Consider the following 18,591-nt stretch of genomic DNA (forward strand, 5'->3'; position numbering starts at 1 on the left):
AACACGTCAGCCACATAGGGTTAACGTGTTCCTATCATTTACCAGTTTTTAATTTCAGGCCTGTCACCTTTACTGTTCCCTTTTTTGTTCGTTCGTCTGTCCAGCTCTGCTTTTACTGCATCAAGCGGGACCTCTTGCTCGGCTAACAAAACAAGACTATGGTAAAGCAGATCACTAACTTCATTAATTAATTCCTGCTTATCGTTATTTTTCGCTGCAATAACGACTTCACCCGCTTCTTCAATCACTTTTTTCCCGACTTTATCGATTCCTTTATCAAATAAATAGTTGGTATAAGAATTCTCCACTCGGTTTTCTTTTCGATTTTCGATCTCTTCCATTACCTGGTCAAAGATGTTGTTTCCTCTAACCTGTTCATCGTTTTTTTCGATTGTTCCTTCATCGGTCACTTCATGGAAAAAGCAGCTATTTTTTCCGGTATGGCAAGCCGGGCCTTGAGGATCAACCCGGATAAGCAAGGTGTCTCCGTCACAATCCAGTCGAATCGATTTGACCGTTTGAAAATTTCCCGAGGTTGCCCCCTTGTGCCACAATTCCTTGCGTGAACGGGAATAGAACCACGTCTGTCCCGACTCCATGGTTTTGCGGTAGGCTGTTTCGTTCATATAGGCCACCATCAACACATCTCCTGAAAAATCATCTACGATCACTGCAGGGAGTAACCCTTTAGAAAAGTCCGGCTTCACGTATATCCACTCCTTGTCTAGCACAGGTTTGTTTCACTTGTTGAATGGAAAAAGTATCTTCATGGAAAATCGATGCAGCCAATGCGGCGGAGACATCGGTTTTCTGAAAAACTTCACGGAAATGCTCCGGACTGCCACATCCTCCTGAAGCAATGACCGGTACACGGACAGATTCCACTACTGCCTGGGTCAATTCCAGGTCAAAACCGTCTTTCACCCCATCTGTATCAACGCTTGTCAATAAAATTTCTCCAGCCCCTTGCCGTTCTGCTTCTTTTACCCATTCCAATGCATTTATTCCACTGTCCTTGCTGCCGCCATGTGTCATGACATGCCAGCCATCTTCAAAGCGCTTGGCATCGACAGCGACAACCACACATTGGGAGCCAAATCGATCAGCTGCTTCCCTGATCAAAGCAGGATTTGCGACAGCCGCCGAGTTCATTCCCACCTTGTCCGCTCCGGCCTGAAGTAGTCTGGTTACGTCTTCGATTGACTTGACTCCTCCACCTACAGTGAAAGGGACAAAAACAGTTTCGGCTGTCTTCTTGACGATATCAATCATCGTCTGTCTGCCTTCATTGGTCGCTGAGATATCAAGGAAGATAATTTCATCCGCGCCCGCTTTAGAATAAGATGCAGCCATTCCCACTGGATCTCCCAATTCTCTAAGCGAAACAAAATTGGTGCCCTTTACTACCTTCCCCTCTTTTACATCCAAGCATGGGATAATTCGTTTAACAATCAATCTGCTGCCCCCCTTAAGGCAACTCGTCCGTCATAGATTGCTTTACCGACAATCGCCTCTTCTATACCGATTTTTTCCAGTTGCTTGATATCCGCCATATCCTTAATTCCTCCAGAGGCGACAACTTTACAGCCGACCGCTGTTGAGATTTGTTGTAATGCCTGGAGATTGGGTCCGCTCAATGTACCGTCTTTAGAGATATCCGTGAACACAATAGTTTTTACGCCCAGATCCTCCATTTGTCTGGCAAAATCGATATAATCAATTTTCGATACCGTTTCCCATCCTCTTGTTGCGACCTTGCCGTCTTTTGCATCGATCCCTATCACAATGTGTTCAGGGTATGCTTTAAGGGCAGTAGTTAAAAAAGCTTTATCTTCAATAGCAGATGTTCCAAGAACCAATCTGGAAGCACCTGCTTCGATTAACCGGTTGATTGTTTCCATCGTCCTGATTCCGCCTCCGACTTCGACCGGGACAGTGGATAAACGACATAGGCGAGTGATCAAGTCCAGTTGGCTTCCTTTGCCGGTCCGTGCTCCTTCTAAATCGACAATGTGAATCATTTCAGCCCCATTCCGGATGAATTCAGCCAGCTGTGCTTCCGGATCCATTCCAACCTGGGTAGTACGGGAAAAATCTCCTTGATATAGGCGAACACATTTTCCATCGATTAAATCTATAGCTGGGATAATTTTCATTATGCTTCCTCCTGAAGAAATGTCTTTAAAATGTCGACACCGATTTCCCCGCTTTTTTCCGGGTGAAATTGGATTCCATATACGTTTCCTTTTCTAACGATGGCCGGAACAGTGAGACCATATTCGGCTGTTGCGGCCACGTACGCTTGATCTGTTTTTGCAGCAAAGCTATGGACAAAGTAAACGTGCTTCCCTGTAAATGGTGAAAAGGGGTTTCGTTCTCCTTCTGCCAACAGCGCATTCCACCCGATATGCGGAAGTAAAAGTTCTGTTTCCATTTTTTCAATCGTTCCCGGGATGATGCAAAGCCCTTCTGTTCTACCGCCTTCAAAACCTTCCGTAAACAAAAGCTGCATTCCTAGACAGATGCCTAAAAAAGGTTTTTGCTCAGCCAATTCACGCAGTAATGTCTTCAAGCCCCTTGCCTCAATCTCCTCCATAGCTGCCTGAAAAGAACCTACGCCTGGAAGGATAATGTGGGAAGCTTTTTGCAACCTTTCCTTGTTATCGGTAATTTCCACTTCGTAACCAAGTTTCCGGAAAGCGGTCGATACGCTTGCAACATTTCCCATGCCATAATCCACAATCGCTATCATTCGATAATCCCCTTTGTTGAATTAACTCCTTGTATTTCCGGGTTCACTGCAATTGCTTCTGCAAGAGCCCTCCCCAATGCTTTAAAAATCGATTCTATCTTATGGTGAGTATTGGAACCATGAATGACTTTCGCATGCAAGGTAATACCAGATTGAAAAGCAAATGCCTGTAGAAACTCTCTTACTAGTTCCGTATCAAAGTTTCCGAGATTAGAAGCAGTGAATGATGCATCAAAAACGAGAAACGGCCGTCCGCTTATATCGATGGCGACAAATCCCAGCGATTCATCCATCGGCACGTATGCATGGCCATATCGATTTATTTGCTGTTTTTCACCCAATGCGGACTTTATCGTTTGTCCCAATACAATCCCTACATCCTCTACCGTATGGTGACTATCGATATGGAGGTCGCCGTCTGCTTCAATCTGGAGGCCTATCCTTCCATGCCGGGCAAACAATTCCAGCATATGGTCAAAAAAACCAACTCCGGTATTGATCGAAATGACCGATGCATCATCAAGATTGCAATCGACGAAAACTTTTGTTTCATTTGTTTTTCTTTGTTTACTGGCTTTCCTCATATTCTTTCACCTCTTTTTGTTCTTTGTTTTACAGCGCGTGAGTGGCCTTCAAGCTCCTCTATCTCTGCAATAGTGGCTACATGGGCGGACGCTTTTTGCAAAGCCTCTTTTGAATAATATAGAAACGTCGTTTTTTTTATAAAGTCATCAACAGACAAACCGGAAGAGAATCTTGCTGTACCGGACGTTGGCAACACATGGTTTGGACCGGCGTAATAATCTCCCAGTGCTTCCGGAGTATAGCTGCCGAGGAAGACAGACCCCGCGTTCCGCACGTTTCCCAACTGTTGAACCGGTTCGGCTGTCTGTATTTCCAAATGTTCCGGAGCAAGCTGATTCGACAGGGTAAACGCCTCTTCCAAATCATCAACCAATACAATAGCTCCATTATCAATGAGCGATGCTTCTGCAATCTCCCGTCTAGGCAGGTTCGCGCACTGCTGTTTCAATTGAGAAGTGGTAGCTTCCGCCAAGACGCGGGAAGTCGTAAACAATACTGCTCTCGCATCTTTATCATGCTCTGCCTGCGCAATCATGTCTGCTGCAATGAATTCCGGATTTGCCGTTTCATCTGCAATGACGGCCACTTCAGAAGGGCCGGCAATCATATCGATGCCCACGTCTCCGAAAACCAACGATTTTGCAGCGGCAACATATGCATTTCCAGGACCGACGATCTTATCTACAGAAGGAATCGACTCCGTTCCATAAGTCAAAGCGGCAATGGCCTGAATTCCGCCAATTTTGTAGATACGATCAACACCTGCTATATCGGCAGCCACCGTTAGAACCGGGGAGATGGCTTTTCCATTCCTTGCCGGTGTAACCATGATTACTTCTTCCACACCCGCCAGGACAGCAGGAATTGCATTCATCAGGACGGTGGATGGATAACTGGCAGTTCCGCCCGGGACATAGATTCCAGCCCGCTCTATCGGTCTGTACAATTGTCCGGACATAATGTCTTCGGTCATATCCATCATTCTCGTGTTTTGCAACTGTTTTTGGTGAAATGACTTTATATTGTCTGCCGCTGCTTTCAATGATTCGATTACTTCTTCCGGTACCACTTCCCAAGCCTGCTCACGTTCCTGTTTTTCAACTTGCCAGGTAACAGCTATTTCTCCGTCAAATTGCTTCACATATTTTTTTAGCGCTTGATCACCGTCGGTCCGAATATCGTCAATCACTTGTTTGGCAGTAAGCAAAATATCGTTATCAAGCCTGCTCCCTTTTTGCTTTATTAAAAACTGCTGTTTAAATTCCTCTGGTGAGTAAACAGATATCATGGGGCGGGCACTCCTTTCTGCAATGCTTCTACTACTGGCGCAAGGAGGTCCTTCTTTATTTTCAAGGAGGAACGATTTGCAATACAGCGCGCACTATACTGGTGAAACGCTTCTTTTATAACGAGCCCATTTTCTTTCAAAGTCGTACCCGTTTCGACTATATCGACGATTCCATCGGCCAATCCGAGGATAGGGGCTAGCTCGACTGAACCTTCGAGTTTTACGATATCGACCGATTCTCCTTTTTGTCGAAAAAATTCTTTCGTTATGTTGGGATATTTACTAGCGATGGTACGCTTCCGCTCCGGCCAGTCGTTTCCCTTTTCGGCTGCAAGAGCCATTCGGCATTTTCCAAATGGTAATGGCAGCAAGTTGAAGACATCAGGCTGAAATTCGGCAAGGATGTCTTCCCCGACTATGCCTAAATCGGCAATTCCGTGTTCTACATACGTCGTAACATCGACACCTTTGGCAAACACGAATTGGAACTCTTCCGTCTCGACTCGAAGTTTTCTTCCTTTGTTCAACAATGGAGCGATATCAAAGTCCAATGATTGAAAAAATTCAAGAAACTGTTTTTCTAACCGTCCTTTTGTCAATGCGATACACGGTTTCATTGTTCCACCACTTTCCAAAGATTGTCTTCTTTCAATATTTTATAAATCCGGTCATAGACTGCACGCTCTTTGTCCGGTAAATCATAACGGATGTCTACAATTTGATCCGAAAAATCAGATCTGGCTGCTTCAGCAAATGCATGATTTTCCGGCGAAGCCAAAAGACAAATTTTTTCCCTATTTTGGGAAGAGGTTATTTGATTGGATAATATATCTACATCAAATGCAAGTCCTACTGCTGAATGGCGTTCGTCAAATTGCTCATATAAATCATCATATCTGCCACCGGAAAAGCAAGTGGATCCATTATCGCGCAAATACCCTCTAAACATGGTCCCACAATAATAAGGAAGATTTTTCACCCTGCCCAAGTCTACCAATATTTCTTTGATGCCACAGTCATTCAATAACTGTGCGAGCCTTTTAAGATGCTGGATAATCCCGAGAAGTTGTCGATTATGCTTCCACCGTTCCTCATATACTTCCAATATCTCGACATTTCCATATGCGTCAACCAAATCCGTCAATTCTGATGCAATTTTCTTCGATCCTGCGAGGCTTGCCAGATTAAAAACTTCGTCTTTTCGTTTGTCATGCATTGCCTGTCTCAGTTTTTCGGACTGTTGAGCATTAAGATTCAAGGGGGCGGTCAGTTCATCAAAGATTTGGGAATGACCCAATTCAATCAAGTAATTATCGACTTCCAATGCTTTCAAATAATCGATCGCTGTTAGTAAACATTCACTTTCGCCCAAGAATGCAGGAGAATGCACAATTTCGATTCCAGCCTGCCTGCTTTCCATTCCTTGTTTGTCGCTCCGGAACACCGAGCCCTGGTAGCACCATTTATGCTCTGATTGCGGCTGTTTCACCAAGGCACGCGCAACCGCAGTTGTCCAGTCAGGGCGCAGTACTTCAATTTCACCCTCATGGTTAAACCATTTTAACATCGTCTGCAGGGCCATCCCTGCGTAGGGATTCGTAAACGTTTGGGCATATTCCACCACAGGTGTTGAAATCAGTTGATAATTCCGCCTTTCGGTAATCTCGCTAAAAACTTCAAACGCCCGAAATCGGTTGTTAATTTGTTGTCCGACTTCGTCTTGGCTTCCTGCTGGCAAAAACATAAAAAACACCACTTCCTGTAATTGATTACTTTAACGTTTTACCACTCTACCACTTTACTTAGATAAAGTGAATTGTTATGATGAACTTATCATACTTATACGCTAGCGTCAACAAGCGAGCTTGAATTTTCTGCTAGAATGAAACGAAAGAAATATACATAGGAGGCGGTAATCGATGAATTTTTCTGGTGACTTTCACGTCCACACTCCATTTTGTCAACATGGCACCGAAGATAAGATGGAAGACTATATCAACCAGGCAATAGAGAGAGGGCTGACATATTTAACGTTCACGGAGCACGCACCGCTGCCAAACGGATTTTCCGATCCTGCTCCCGGCAAAGACAGCAGTATGCCGGCAGATGCAGTGGAAACGTATTTGCAGGAAGCGCGGCGATTGAAAAAGAAATATCGTGATAAATTAGTTATCCAGGTAGGGTTTGAAGTTGATTTTATTGAAGGGTTCGAGAAAGAAACCAGGATGTTGTTGGAAAAATGGGGACCATTGATAGATGATGCGATTCTTTCGGTACACATGCTCCGCAGTCCCGAAGGCCGGTTTTTCTGTTTGGATTATAGTGCCAGGGAATTTTCCTCGATTGTCTCTGTTTTTGGATCTGTCGATGCTGTTTATGCAACTTATTATCGAACGTTGAGGCAAGCGATTGAAACTGACTTAGGCCTGTTTAAGCCAAAACGGCTCGGTCATATCACTCTTGTGGAAAAATTCCGACAGGCTTTTCCTCCAAGTCGAAAGTTCGACCGGGAAATATCCGAAATCCTTGAACTTGTGGCGGGAAAGGGAATGGAACTAGACATCAATACCGCAGGACTATACAAGGAGCACTGTCAATCCATTTATCCCTCTGAATCATTTATCCGAAAAGCTGCTGAATTGGCGATTCCGCTTGTGCCTGGTTCTGACAGTCATCAAGCCAATCATATTGCGCGCGGCTTTCAACGTCTGCCAGAACTCCCCTATCGATTACCAGGAGGGGTAAAACGATAAATCTCAAATTATTTTTTTAACGTTTTGCTATTAGAGGGCTGCTGTAATCCGGACTGGTCACCTTCCTATATATATAAATAGATAACTAGAAAAAGTGCAGTTCCTGCTAACGAGAGAACTGCACTTTTTAATGGTTGTCATATCATTTGTTTTTTTCCTTGTTATCTTTTTCCTCACTGCGATCTATAGTACCATCCGTAAGGCCGCCCTCGACTTGTTTATGCGTTTTATCCAGGCCTTTTTCGACATCGGTCTCATTGGATTTTTCAGCCTGATAATTTTTTTCTGATAGTTCTTTGCTTTGGTTATTTGTGACGTTATCTTTGTCAGCCATGGTTAGCCTCCTTGATTAAAGTATCTTACCTACTTATTACATTTACGTATTTTGTCCTTTTTAAACCTTTAAGCAGGAATTGTCTATACTCCATCAAGCTAATAACGCATCAATGCTTTGTTTCTTTTTCTCCAATGCTTCCACATCCACATCCTCTGTCAGACTATATAGCAGTCCCTCGTAATATTGGGAAATCGAATTCAAGTATTCCGTTTTGATAGTGGCTAAACAATTTTCCCACTGTCCGTTATACCATTCTGCTATCTCCAGCCTTTTATCCAAAAGGAATTGCTCGACTAGAGGTGACAGTTCATCAAGTAAGCGCTGCTTCATCTTTTCTTTGCCGTTTTTTTCAAAAAAGTGTTTTGCAGATTTATACAGGTCAAGTGCAGGCTTAAATCGTTGGATATTCACATCCTCCAAGGCTGGTGAAAAAGCCGGAGTTTTAAAAGCGTATTCGGTTCCCTCCGAAAAACTTATATCCGACTCGATTTTCCAACAAGATTTTTGCAACTGCACACTCCATTCCCCTGCCTTTTGGTTCATGAAACGCTCCATTCTCAGCGAAACGGCGCGCAGTTCCTGAGCAAGTTCAAATCCGATATCCTTCAATAACGAATCTAAGGCCTGCTTTAAATATTGGCTCGCTTCTCTTCCATCCCCCGAAATCGTGGCCGGATTGAAAGATTCTTTAAATCGGTCAGTGAATTGAATAGTCATCCGTTCGTGAACGTAATAAAGCTGCTTTTCCAGTTTTTGATCTATTTCTTTTTTCACATGCCGGGAATCGTTTGCTTCAACGGTTTTCTTCATTTCATCACGTTCTTGTTGGTAGTGAAGTTTTAGCTGATTTTTTTCCTTTTGATCCATGTTCGCCGAAGCAATGTAGGCTGCCAGCTGTGTTTGTGCCCGTTGGATGTCATGAACCGACGAATGAATCATCAGCTCCATCATCTCTTCTTTTAAAAATTGATAGAACGCCTTTTCAAACGATTCGATACCGGATTTAACCTCCAACTTTTTCTGCTCCTCTTTTTCCTTCATACCCAAATGACTGGATACTGGGAACAGACGAGGATTTCTAATTCCAAATCCGAGCAATTGATCGGAAATATAGTTTGTTACCAGGCTTAATTCCTCTTCATCACTTGCCAGGTCTGCTGCATTTACCAAAAAGAACATTTTATCAAGGCTGAATGCATCCTTCACCCTTCCGAGTTGGATTAAAAAGTCCCGGTCTGCCTTGGAAAAAGGATGGTTATAATATGTGACAAACAAAATCGCATCTGCTTGTTTAATGTATTGAAAGGAAACATCCGAGTGCCGGGAATTAATGGAATCAGCTCCCGGTGTATCGACTAACGTGATGCCTTGACGAGTTAAAGGGCAATCATAGTATAGCTCCATCCATTCCACATAACAGGCAAGCGATTCATCGGAAACAAATTTCGGAAATTCTGTCAGCGATACGATTTGCTCGTTTCCCAACTGCGTGTTCAATTGTTGGTGACCTTCGACGACTGCAGTTAAAAAGGATTGATGCTTTTCCTTTAAACCGTTTAAATGGCCATTCTTGTCTTTCTTCAACCAATCAACAACCTCTGCCAATGTTTGAAATTTCGGCACACTGGAATTAGCTTCGTCCAGGATTTCCGTCAATTCAGAGAGGATTTCCTGCTCACTTTTGCATTTTACCTTTACACTTCCGTGCGGAAACGCTTCCGTAGGCGGACAAATTTTATTTATTGCTGCGGTAGTTGGGTTTGGTGACACAGGTAAAACACGCTCGCCAAGCAGGACATTAGCAAAAGAAGACTTTCCTGCACTAAATGCTCCGAATAACGCAACGGTAATATCCCGTCTGGTCAGCTTTTCCCGCTTAATGGATAAGTCTTTATAAATGGACTTGAACCCCGTTAGTCCCCGAATTTCCTTCATTGTCTCCTGTACCAACTCCACCGTTTGCTTTACCGACCGGTGGTCAGTCGGCCTATGTTCTGCTTCCGTTCGTTTTTTCTCAGAAGAAACCGCCGGCTCTTCTTGTTTAATAGGTTCCCTGTTGGACTCACGGAATATGGCAGCATCCGTTTTCTGCTTCAATCGTTGTCTCATCGTCTTCAACGTCTGGTCATCTGAGGAAGGTTTCTTCCGTATCTGAATGAAATCCGCTTCTTCTTCCTCGAAACGCTGATCCAATTCAAGAAGCTTTTCTTCTATTTCGCTGTATTGTTCTGCCCTTTTTAAAACCTTTTCCAGACTGCGTTTCTCTAATTCTGCTTGTTGCCTGATGTGGTTAGATGCTTCTTCCATTATCGGCAAAGCCAATTGTTTGGCAGACTGCTTGACGGCTTGAGCGATATCTTCTGTATAAACCAGTAAATATTCGCTGTTCATCGTCGCACCAGATTTTATCAATTCGGTCAAACGACTTTTTGGAAATTGTACAGTAAATTGTTGAATGGATTCCATCAAAGACGCATCGCTTATTTGCCACTGTTTAACCGTTTCCAGCATTTTATCACGGATTTTCCAATCAATCGCTGCTTCTATTGTTTTGTTAAGCGATTCGTAAAACGCTCGCAAACGTTGTTCTCGTATTTGTTCGATTTTTTTCTTGCCGGCAAAGATTCCAGGCTTGAATTTTGGCTGCATCGATTCCAAATAGGCTTCCGCTTGTTCGCGAAGATCAAAAGGCATGAGGTAGGCATTTTTCAATGTTGATTCTACTGCCTTCTTTAAATCTTTTTCTGCTTGTTCCGGTAAAGCGTCCAGTCTTGCCATTTCTTTTTCTTTTTGGACCTCTTCTACTGAGTCGGCGTCTTCTTGGTCATCCAATTGATATAATTGCTGGTAATACTCCGCTTTTGCCTGATCAATTTTTTCCTTGAAAGTATAGAGATAATCGGAGGCCAGTTTTTCAGCGGAAGATTCCACCGTTTCCGATACCAATTCGTTTTTTTTGTCCATTAATTGCTGTACTTCTGTTTGCAATGGACGAAATTGATTAAATTGATGTTTCGGTTCCTTCAAGCTTGTATAAAAAATATTTTCAGGTTCCAACTCCCATTTTTTAAAAGCAGAAGCTATGCTATTTTCAAATTGTTGGAAGGACAGTTCCCGTTCATTGTGTTTATCAATTTGATTGATGATGACATAAACACGTTTTCCTGCTTGCTGGGCTTGTTTCATAAACGAAAGGTTGACTTCAGATTGCACATGATTATAGTCCATGACATAATAAAGCACATCAACTAAATGCAGGGAAGATTCCGTAATTACCCTGTCGGCATCGTTTACTGAATCAATCCCCGGCGTATCGAGCAATGCAACCCCTTTCGGCAGATGCTGATTTTGGGTGGCTATTTCCACTTTTTTAATCGAATCACCATCTTTACAATGCGCTTGAATCGTTTCGAAATCAAAAGGCTCTTTATACAGCAATGGGGCTTCCTCTTTAAAAAACACACGTGCAGTTCCATTGCCTGCATGGATTTTTACCACATTGGCACTAGTGGGTATCGGACTGGAAGGCAATATATTACTGTCGAGCAAATGGTTGATCATCGTCGACTTACCAGCCGAAAAATGCCCCGCAAAACAAATGGTGAACTCACTAGTATCTATTTTTTCCAACAATTCCAGCGCCTTGTCTGCTAAATCTGATTGACCGGCTTCTGTAAATTTGGCATACAAACCCGCTATATATTGTATCGTCGCTTGGCTTACTGTGCTGTTCATTTATGTTTATACTCCCTCTTTTACTAGATTAAGAAGTTTTCTGCGGCCCTAATGAAAAATCACTTCAATGGCCCTTTATGTAAAAAACATGGGACTTGCTTGCTTATGCCGAAAAGAGTGCAAACCAGCGTATGGAAGTGCCGTTAAGACTGATTTACACGCTTCCCATTCAAATAGAGAAGGAATGGTTCCTATATACATCCTTTGCATCTGCGTGCAAGCAACGATTAGTAAGATCATTTTTCTTGTAACATGAGTATTATACGCGGTATTCCTAAAATTGACTATAGCGGATAATCCCAGACGGGTTAAAATTCCATGAACGGTAACTCTTCATTTGTATTCAGATACCCTAATAAATGCTTTATTTTTGTATCCTTCCCCTCTAACCAATCTTTAAAGGATAACATAAATGGTTCCCTGTCACTGCCTACCGCAAACCAAACGCCAAGCTTTTTCGGAATGTAAGCGGAGGTGTGAAGGGTGCCAGCCCATTGATTATATTTTTCTGAGAATATCCCTTTGTCTTTGTCATTGAATAACCGAAACGCCTCGTAAGCAGAGTCTAATTTGTCTTTTTCCCCCAACAACAGCTCTTTTCTCCGTTTTGAATCCTGCAAATGGTACCGATTTTCCTCTGTTAATACATCAAAATGATTCGTACTTAATGGTTCATCTTTGACAACAACTCCTCTTGGTGTTGCTTCGACCACTTTTGCATTTGCTGTACTATCAAACAGGACATAATTAAAGGAATGCCGGTGAGGAACCCGCTTAAGCATTTCGGCAGCTTCTTCGCTGTCTTTGCAAGTTTCCAAAACTGTCCGTGTAATGGTGTTACAGATAAAACCATCCCCTGGTTTCCTGCGGTGTACAAAATTATACCCGATACTGAGGCCGTGCTCATTCATACCATCTGCTCTTCCCGTTATTCTTTGACTGGGGCCAATGGTAGCATATCCGTCTTTCGGTTGAAACAATACAAAACGGCCTTCGTATGTCTTTGGGTGATAATCATAGTTACGAACCAGGTAATCCGTACCAGTCAAAATGGAACAACCAGATGGGTGCCACTCCTGCTGATACCCGCTATAATTCCGTACTGTCTCCTCCATCGGCAGTTCCAGCCCTTCTGAAAGTCCTTTTAACTCCTCCCACAAATGGGGGGAGAATGCTTTTATATTCCGCCTTGCTTTGTCAAAGTCGACAACATATCTAGGTCTTTTCCTTGGTTGGTTGACACGCTCATAATTCTTTTGTAAAGCCGAGTCTTTCAACCGTTTTCCTTGTTCGTAACCGAATTGGCTGTGGCTTCCTCTGAATTCTAAAAAGCTTGTGGTGACTTTTTTCATGTGTGTATCCTTCTCTAGTTATTAAAGTGATTTTATCTTGTCCATTTGTACAACATGCTTGTATCCACAGTCCAAGTTCTTTTTAAACCGTGACTGCACATCATTTTAAAAATAGTGTCAAAAGCTAATCCAATTCTTTGATTAACTGGTTGGAAATATAGCGAATCAAGTCTCCTCTGCTGATCACGCCAACTACTCTCCCGGCATCATTTACTACCGGGATTTTTTTGAAACCATGCTCAGCTAAGATCTCTAATGCTTTTTCCAACTTATCATTCGGCTTAACGCTGTAGAGCTTTTGTTTTTTCATCATGTCTACTACCGGCAAATGGATCGAACTCTGCAGTTTATCTTTCAAATCCTGTTGTTCACTTACCAGAACCAGGGTATAAATGTCATATATCGTTCTTCCTTGCGGTTGTAAAAAACGGATCACATCCCCATCACTGATCATCCCTTGCAGGTTGCCCTGTTTATCAACGACAGGTACACCACCGATTTTGTTTGCGACAAGAATTTCCAGAAGTTCCTTGACGGTAACATGCTCTTCAATTTTTACGACATCCCGGATCATAAATTCGTTGATTTGCATCATGACACCTCGATCTATTTTTAATTAGCTTCAGAATGTGGTCTCTTGTATGGAGGGCTTCGCTATCCACTTTTTTTCAAGCGTATCATGGAAAGCAAGTTGTTGGAATCATCTTGCTTTCCTGCCGGCTGTTTTTTAAAAGAGTTCTTACCCCCCTGCTAAACCTTTCCCGTTAATGTATAATATAAATGTAAGCACTTACACTGTTGGGAGGTCGGTTGTTTTGGCTAAAACGACAAAGGCTGCATGGGTGCCTTCGGAAAAAATCCTGCAGAATTCCCGGCTTGGAAGCTGGATGCAGAAGCTGGGATTTTCAGATTATGATTCATTTTACCAAAAAACAGTAAAAGAAATCGATTGGTTTTGGTATGAGGCTGTAAAAGAATTGGATATCGAATGGTTCTCCAATCCAAACACAACACTGGATTTATCCAAGGGAATGATGTATCCCGATTGGTTTGTAGGCGGCAGGTTGAATACAGCGTATAATGCGGTAGAAAAGTGGGCTGGTATCCCGTCTTCCCGCCATCGGACTGCACTTATTTGGGAAGGTGACAACCAGGAAAAAAAGGCATATACTTACGAACAATTAAATGCTGCTGCAAATGCAGCAGCAAACGGTTTCAAGCAATTAGGTGTAAAGCGTGGAGATATCATATTTTTATACATGCCGATGATACCGGAAACGGTAATTGCGATGCTGGCCATATCCAAAATTGGAGCAGTATTTACTCCGGCTTTTTCTGGATATAAGGCAGATGCTCTTTCCACTCGCCTGCAAGCTTCCGAAGCAAAATTTGTTGTGACTGCCGATGGATATTATCGTCGTGGAAAGATAGTCAATATGAAACAGGAAGCAGATAAAGCGGCCAATCAATTAAATTCGGTTGAAAAAATGATCGTTGTAGAAAGAATCGGAGGACTGGAAACGCTTCAAAGCGGAAGAGATATTTCGTGGGATACCCTGGTACGGGATAACAGTGATTTCAAGGCAGTAGAAGCTGACAGCGACGAACCATTCATGATTATTTACACATCAGGCACTACTGGTAAACCAAAAGGAACGGTTCATACCCATGCAGGCTTTCCGATTAAAGCAGCATTCGATGCGGGAATTTGCATGGATGTTCGGCCAGAGGACACATTATTTTGGTTGACGGATATGGGCTGGATGATGGGGCCGTTTCTGGTTTATGGAGGTTTGATGAACGGAGCTGCAATCGTCTTGTTTGAAGGCACCCCTGATTACCCCGGACCAGACCGGCTCTGGCAGCTGACAGAAGAACACCAGATCACCCATTTAGGTATTTCTCCCACTCTAATCCGAAGCTTGATGCAATACGGGACAAAACCATTGGAGTCGTACGTATTGAGTAGTTTACGGTTATTTGCTTCGACTGGCGAGCCTTGGAATGAAAAGCCTTGGGTCTGGTTGTTTGAAGAAATTGGAAAACAAAAAATTCCCATTTTCAATTATTCCGGCGGAACAGAAACGTCAGGTGGTATCCTGGGGAATGTGTTAGTAAAACCGATTCAACCGGCGAATTTCAATGCAGCACTTCCAGGTATGGCCGTAAATGTATTCGATCAGGAGGGGCTGCCAGTTACCGGAGAAGTGGGAGAACTTGTCTTACAACAGCCTTGGGTAGGGATGACCAAAGGATTTCACAAGGATAACGAACGCTATGAGGCCACCTATTGGAATCGCTGGGAAAATACATGGGTTCACGGTGACTGGGTAAAAAAAGAGGCTAATGGATACTTTACGATCACCGGCCGCTCCGATGATACGCTAAACATTGCAGGGAAAAGAATCGGACCCACAGAAATAGAATCATGTCTGGTAAGCCATCCTGCCGTCGCTGAAGCCGGTGTAATCGGCTTGCCCGACAAGATAAAAGGAGAAACTGCTGCTGCTTTCGTTGTCCTCCAAAGTGTCTATCAACCCACGGAACAACAAAAAGAAGAATTGCTCTTCCATTTAGAAAACCGTTTAGGAAAAGCGCTAGCACCCAAACAGCTGTACTTTCTCTCCGATTTACCCAAAACACGGAATGCCAAAGTGATGAGACGTGCCTTGAAAACAGCCTTCCTCGGGGATTCTCCCGGTGATTTAAGCGCGCTTGTCAACCCTGATATTCTCGAAGAAATAACCTCTCTAAGACAAAAATAATAAAAAAGGGCTGCCCATAAGTTTTTACAACTTATCGGGAAGCCCTTTTTTATTATTCCATCAAACAGGATAAACGCCATGTTTTCTTTCGGTGAATTGTAGCGTTTTACTGCTGTAGAAAGCAAATCGTCTTACCAGTTCTTCTCTCAGTTCCTCCGGTTCGATTACTGCGTCCACTACCATTTCGGATGCCAGCCGGTATATATCGATATTCGCTTTGTATTCCTCCTGTTTGGCACGGATGAACGCTGCTTTTTCTTCTGCCGGCAGTTCAGCTATTTTATTGGCATATACAGCATTGACAGCAGCTTCCGGTCCCATGACAGCAATTTGTGCAGTGGGCAGAGCCAATGTGCAATGTGGTTCAAATGCAGGTCCCGCCATGGCATATAATCCTGCCCCATATGCTTTTCGAATCACTACCGATATTTTCGGCACCGTAGCTTCACTCATCGCTGCGAGCATTTTGGCACCATGTCTGATAATTCCCGCCCGCTCCACTTTGGTTCCAATCATAAAGCCAGGAATATCGGCCAAAAACAACAAAGGAATATGGAAAGCGTCACAGAGTTGAATGAATTTAGCCGCTTTATCTGCTGAATCAGGAAATAACACTCCGCCCTTCGCTTTCGGCTGGTTGGCGATTATACCGACTGCCTCCCCCTCTAATCTTGCTAAACCGGTAATTAATTCCGGGGCAAACAGTCGCTTTATTTCACAAAAGGAATTTTCGTCAATAAGATGGTCGATCAACTTATACATATCAAAAGGGGCGTTTTGGTTTTCCGGTATCAGTTCCCCCATTGTTTTTTCACTGGATTTTGGGGGAACCGCCGTTAATCGCGGTGGACGTCCCTGATAATTTTCCGGAAAATAACGCAAGTATAATCTTGCAAACTCAATTGCTTCTTGCTCTGAACCTGCTAATACATCTCCACATCCGGAAACAGTACAGTGCATGGCAGCACCGCCCATTTCCTCCAAGGTAACCTTTTCCCCAATCACTTTCTCAGCCATACGTGGCGACCCCAAATACATGGATGCATTCCCGTCTACCATAACCACAATATCGCAGAAAGCCGGTATGTATGCCCCTCCGGCTGCAGAAGGTCCAAATAACAAACAGACTTGCGGAACCCTTCCGGAAAGTTTAATTTGATTGTGAAAAATACGGCCAGCCCCTCGTTTTCCAGGAAACATCTCAATTTGATCCGTAATCCGCGCACCGGCCGAATCTACCAAATAGACCATCGGCACATTTAACTTTGCGGCCGTTTCTTGTATTCTAATAATCTTTTCAACGGTCTTAGCGCCCCAGGAACCCGCTTTGACAGTGGAATCATTGGCCATGACACAGACCGTGCTGCCATTGATTCTTCCAATCCCGGTAACCACGCCATCGGCAGGCAGCGTTTGGTCCAGACAATTGGCAAACAAACCATCCTCTAATTCAATGTCATCATCAAAAAGTTGTTTCAGACGGTCTCTTACGAATAATTTTCCTTTATCCATGTTTTTTTCATGATATTTCTCTGCTCCGCCTTTTTTGATCTGGTCTGGATGTATGGTTTTATTTTCGGTTTTGTCCATGATTATTCCTCCAGTTCTTCATTCTCCAATAAATACTGCTGGCCGTTTTTCTTTGAATGCCTGGAGTCCCTCCAATCGATCCTTTGTCTCTATCGTTTGTTGGTAACATTGCTTTTCAAATGCCAAACCTTCTGTAAGCTCCATATCCAGACCTTTATCAATAGCTAGTTTGGCCTGTTTCAAAGCGACAGGAGCATTTTTGGCAATTTCTTTCGCTAACGTTTCTGCTTTAACCATTAAATCTTTTTGTTCATGAACATAATCGACCAATCCTATTTCCTCCGCTTTTTCTGCTGAAATAGGTCTGGCTGTGAAAATCAGCTCCTTAGCTCTGGAAACACCTATTAGGCGGCTTAATCTCTGCGTGCCGCCCGCTCCCGGAATGATTCCGAGGGAGGTTTCCGTCAATGCCAATTTGCTGTGGGAAGCAGCAAGCCTTAAATCACATGCTAGTGCCAGTTCTAATCCCCCTCCAAAGGCAGCTCCATTGATAACCGCTATGGTAGGGATTTCCTGTTCACTTATTCTTAACAGGGTACTGCCGATAAAATGTACCGCTTCTTTCGTTTGCTGTTCTGTCATTTCTCTCCTTTCTTTTAAATCGGCTCCCGCACAGAAAACTTTCCCTCCAGCACCGGTGATCAGTAAACAACGCAAAGAAGGATCTTGCTTAATTTTAGACAGTACATCATTCATTTCCCGAAGTAATTCAGTTGAGAAGGAATTGGCCGCGCTTGGTCTGTTAAGGGTTAGTACCGCAATCGTTTCATTTAATTTTTGCAGACTGATCAAATCATTTTGCAAACCTGGCACCCCCTTGATTTAATTTTTGCAGCTGTCTTTGGTGGCTAGGCAGCGGTTTGCCAAGACGTTCTTCAATAAAATCTGCTGCTGTCCGTAACTTGTTCTCGTCAATCCCGGTATCCAGCCCCATTTCTTCCAGCATGAATACCAGATCATCCGTAGCTAAATTTCCAGACGCACCCTTGGCATAAGGGCAGCCGCCCAATCCGCCTAAAGAAGCATCGAAAGTTGTCACTCCGTGCTGCAAAGCGGACCACACATTTGCTAAAGCCATCCCTCTGGTATTATGGAAATGTAAGGCAATTTTCCCGTCCTTAAACCGGGGAAGAAGCTTTGTTAGTACTTCATCTACTTGAAGCGGATTAGCAATGCCGATCGTGTCGCCCAACGATAATTCATCGACCCCCATCGTAAACAATCGGTCGCAGATATTCAGAACCTTTTCTAGTGCAACCGGCCCTTCATATGGGCATCCGAATACAGTTGACAAGTAAGCACGAACTGTTTTCCCCTCTGATTTCGCTGTGCTCACCACTTCTTGCAAAACCGGAAAGGTCTCTTCTATCGTTTTATTAATGTTTTTCNCTCCGCCTTTTTTGATCTGGTCTGGATGTATGGTTTTATTTTCGG

16 protein-coding genes and 1 pseudogene are annotated in these 18,591 nt (G+C 43.5%); 2 read left to right on the plus strand and 15 right to left on the minus strand.

Features of this window, described 5'->3' with window-relative positions; translation table 11 throughout:
- Nucleotides 1-38: 38 nt before the first annotated feature.
- The 8 genes from hisIE to BN1067_RS14360 are packed head-to-tail and all read right to left on the minus strand — an operon-like array spanning nt 39 to nt 6,369.
- The gene (gene hisIE / locus BN1067_RS14325) at nt 39-707 is read right to left on the minus strand and encodes a bifunctional phosphoribosyl-AMP cyclohydrolase/phosphoribosyl-ATP diphosphatase HisIE (RefSeq protein WP_053219522.1); all 669 of its coding nucleotides are present in this window, start codon (nt 705-707) and stop codon (nt 39-41) included.
- Entirely contained in the window at nt 688-1,455 is a 768-nt protein-coding gene (hisF, locus tag BN1067_RS14330) for an imidazole glycerol phosphate synthase subunit HisF (protein WP_053219523.1), read from the minus strand. Before hisF ends, hisIE begins: the two co-directional genes overlap by 20 nt.
- Nucleotides 1,452-2,156, minus strand: a complete 705-nt coding sequence (hisA, locus tag BN1067_RS14335; RefSeq protein ID WP_053219524.1) for a 1-(5-phosphoribosyl)-5-[(5-phosphoribosylamino)methylideneamino]imidazole-4-carboxamide isomerase — start codon at nt 2,154-2,156, stop codon at nt 1,452-1,454. Before hisA ends, hisF begins: the two co-directional genes overlap by 4 nt.
- Nucleotides 2,156-2,752 carry an imidazole glycerol phosphate synthase subunit HisH gene (gene hisH, locus BN1067_RS14340; RefSeq protein ID WP_053219525.1) on the minus strand — a complete coding sequence of 199 codons (597 nt, stop codon included), beginning with the start codon at nt 2,750-2,752 and terminating at the stop codon, nt 2,156-2,158. Before hisH ends, hisA begins: the two co-directional genes overlap by 1 nt.
- A complete protein-coding gene (gene hisB / locus BN1067_RS14345) occupies nt 2,749-3,336 on the minus strand; it encodes an imidazoleglycerol-phosphate dehydratase HisB (protein ID WP_053219526.1) in 588 nt (195 codons plus the stop codon). Before hisB ends, hisH begins: the two co-directional genes overlap by 4 nt.
- Nucleotides 3,333-4,625, minus strand: a complete 1,293-nt coding sequence (gene hisD / locus BN1067_RS14350; RefSeq protein ID WP_053219527.1) for a histidinol dehydrogenase — start codon at nt 4,623-4,625, stop codon at nt 3,333-3,335. The genes hisB and hisD overlap by 4 nt, the downstream gene beginning before the upstream one ends.
- Nucleotides 4,622-5,242, minus strand: a complete 621-nt coding sequence (gene hisG / locus BN1067_RS14355) for an ATP phosphoribosyltransferase (protein ID WP_053219528.1) — start codon at nt 5,240-5,242, stop codon at nt 4,622-4,624. The genes hisD and hisG overlap by 4 nt, the downstream gene beginning before the upstream one ends.
- Nucleotides 5,239-6,369, minus strand: a complete 1,131-nt coding sequence (locus tag BN1067_RS14360) for an ATP phosphoribosyltransferase regulatory subunit (protein WP_053219529.1) — start codon at nt 6,367-6,369, stop codon at nt 5,239-5,241. The genes hisG and BN1067_RS14360 overlap by 4 nt, the downstream gene beginning before the upstream one ends.
- 175 nt (nt 6,370-6,544) lie before the next feature.
- Between BN1067_RS14360 and hisJ the strand changes: the two genes are divergently transcribed.
- A complete protein-coding gene (gene hisJ, locus BN1067_RS14365; RefSeq protein ID WP_053219530.1) occupies nt 6,545-7,378 on the plus strand; it encodes a histidinol-phosphatase HisJ in 834 nt (277 codons plus the stop codon).
- A gap of 142 nt (nt 7,379-7,520) precedes the next feature.
- Here hisJ and BN1067_RS14370 read toward each other — a convergent pair whose 3' ends face one another.
- From BN1067_RS14370 to BN1067_RS14385, 4 genes are all read right to left on the minus strand, one after another.
- The gene (locus BN1067_RS14370; protein WP_053219531.1) at nt 7,521-7,712 is read right to left on the minus strand and encodes a DUF4025 domain-containing protein; all 192 of its coding nucleotides are present in this window, start codon (nt 7,710-7,712) and stop codon (nt 7,521-7,523) included.
- A 93-nt stretch (nt 7,713-7,805) separates the two neighbouring features.
- Nucleotides 7,806-11,450 (minus strand): dynamin family protein, encoded by a 3,645-nt coding sequence (locus BN1067_RS14375; protein WP_053219532.1) that lies wholly within the window; start codon nt 11,448-11,450, stop codon nt 7,806-7,808.
- A gap of 308 nt (nt 11,451-11,758) precedes the next feature.
- The gene (locus BN1067_RS14380; RefSeq protein ID WP_053219533.1) at nt 11,759-12,802 is read right to left on the minus strand and encodes a C45 family autoproteolytic acyltransferase/hydolase; all 1,044 of its coding nucleotides are present in this window, start codon (nt 12,800-12,802) and stop codon (nt 11,759-11,761) included.
- 124 nt (nt 12,803-12,926) lie between these two features.
- A complete protein-coding gene (locus BN1067_RS14385) occupies nt 12,927-13,397 on the minus strand; it encodes a CBS domain-containing protein (RefSeq protein ID WP_234400705.1) in 471 nt (156 codons plus the stop codon).
- A gap of 220 nt (nt 13,398-13,617) precedes the next feature.
- Between BN1067_RS14385 and BN1067_RS14390 the strand changes: the two genes are divergently transcribed.
- Complete coding sequence (locus BN1067_RS14390; RefSeq protein WP_053219535.1) at nt 13,618-15,567, plus strand: AMP-binding protein; 1,950 nt, start codon at nt 13,618-13,620, stop codon at nt 15,565-15,567.
- A gap of 60 nt (nt 15,568-15,627) precedes the next feature.
- Here the strand turns inward: BN1067_RS14390 and BN1067_RS14395 are convergent, their stop codons facing one another.
- The 3 genes and pseudogenes from BN1067_RS14395 to BN1067_RS14405 form a co-directional block, all read right to left on the minus strand.
- Nucleotides 15,628-17,157 (minus strand): acyl-CoA carboxylase subunit beta, encoded by a 1,530-nt coding sequence (locus tag BN1067_RS14395; protein ID WP_053219536.1) that lies wholly within the window; start codon nt 17,155-17,157, stop codon nt 15,628-15,630.
- A gap of 18 nt (nt 17,158-17,175) precedes the next feature.
- Nucleotides 17,176-17,961, minus strand: coding sequence for an enoyl-CoA hydratase-related protein (locus BN1067_RS14400; RefSeq protein ID WP_053219537.1), 786 nt, complete (start codon nt 17,959-17,961; stop codon nt 17,176-17,178).
- Nucleotides 17,951-18,544 (minus strand): annotated as a pseudogene (locus tag BN1067_RS14405) (hydroxymethylglutaryl-CoA lyase); the annotation flags it as partial. The gene BN1067_RS14400 and the pseudogene BN1067_RS14405, both read right to left, overlap by 11 nt.
- Between the last annotated feature and the right edge of the window lie 47 nt (nt 18,545-18,591).

This window comes from Virgibacillus senegalensis (genome assembly GCF_000821245.2).
Lineage (GTDB): Bacteria > Bacillota > Bacilli > Bacillales > Amphibacillaceae > Sediminibacillus > Sediminibacillus senegalensis.

Bases quoted from the DNA above. Each gene is read 5' to 3' on its own strand.
- hisB (WP_053219526.1), bottom strand. From the start codon at position 3,336: ATGAGGAAAGCCAGTAAACAAAGAAAAACAAATGAAACAAAAGTTTTC.
- BN1067_RS14370 (WP_053219531.1), bottom strand. From the start codon at position 7,712: ATGGCTGACAAAGATAACGTCACAAATAACCAAAGCAAAGAACTATCA.
- hisH (WP_053219525.1), bottom strand. From the start codon at position 2,752: ATGATAGCGATTGTGGATTATGGCATGGGAAATGTTGCAAGCGTATCG.
- BN1067_RS14385 (WP_234400705.1), bottom strand. From the start codon at position 13,397: ATGATGCAAATCAACGAATTTATGATCCGGGATGTCGTAAAAATTGAA.
- BN1067_RS14360 (WP_053219529.1), bottom strand. From the start codon at position 6,369: ATGTTTTTGCCAGCAGGAAGCCAAGACGAAGTCGGACAACAAATTAAC.
- BN1067_RS14375 (WP_053219532.1), bottom strand. From the start codon at position 11,450: ATGAACAGCACAGTAAGCCAAGCGACGATACAATATATAGCGGGTTTG.
- BN1067_RS14380 (WP_053219533.1), bottom strand. From the start codon at position 12,802: ATGAAAAAAGTCACCACAAGCTTTTTAGAATTCAGAGGAAGCCACAGC.
- hisJ (WP_053219530.1), top strand. From the start codon at position 6,545: ATGAATTTTTCTGGTGACTTTCACGTCCACACTCCATTTTGTCAACAT.
- hisG (WP_053219528.1), bottom strand. From the start codon at position 5,242: ATGAAACCGTGTATCGCATTGACAAAAGGACGGTTAGAAAAACAGTTT.
- BN1067_RS14395 (WP_053219536.1), bottom strand. From the start codon at position 17,157: ATGGACAAAACCGAAAATAAAACCATACATCCAGACCAGATCAAAAAA.
- hisD (WP_053219527.1), bottom strand. From the start codon at position 4,625: ATGATATCTGTTTACTCACCAGAGGAATTTAAACAGCAGTTTTTAATA.
- hisA (WP_053219524.1), bottom strand. From the start codon at position 2,156: ATGAAAATTATCCCAGCTATAGATTTAATCGATGGAAAATGTGTTCGC.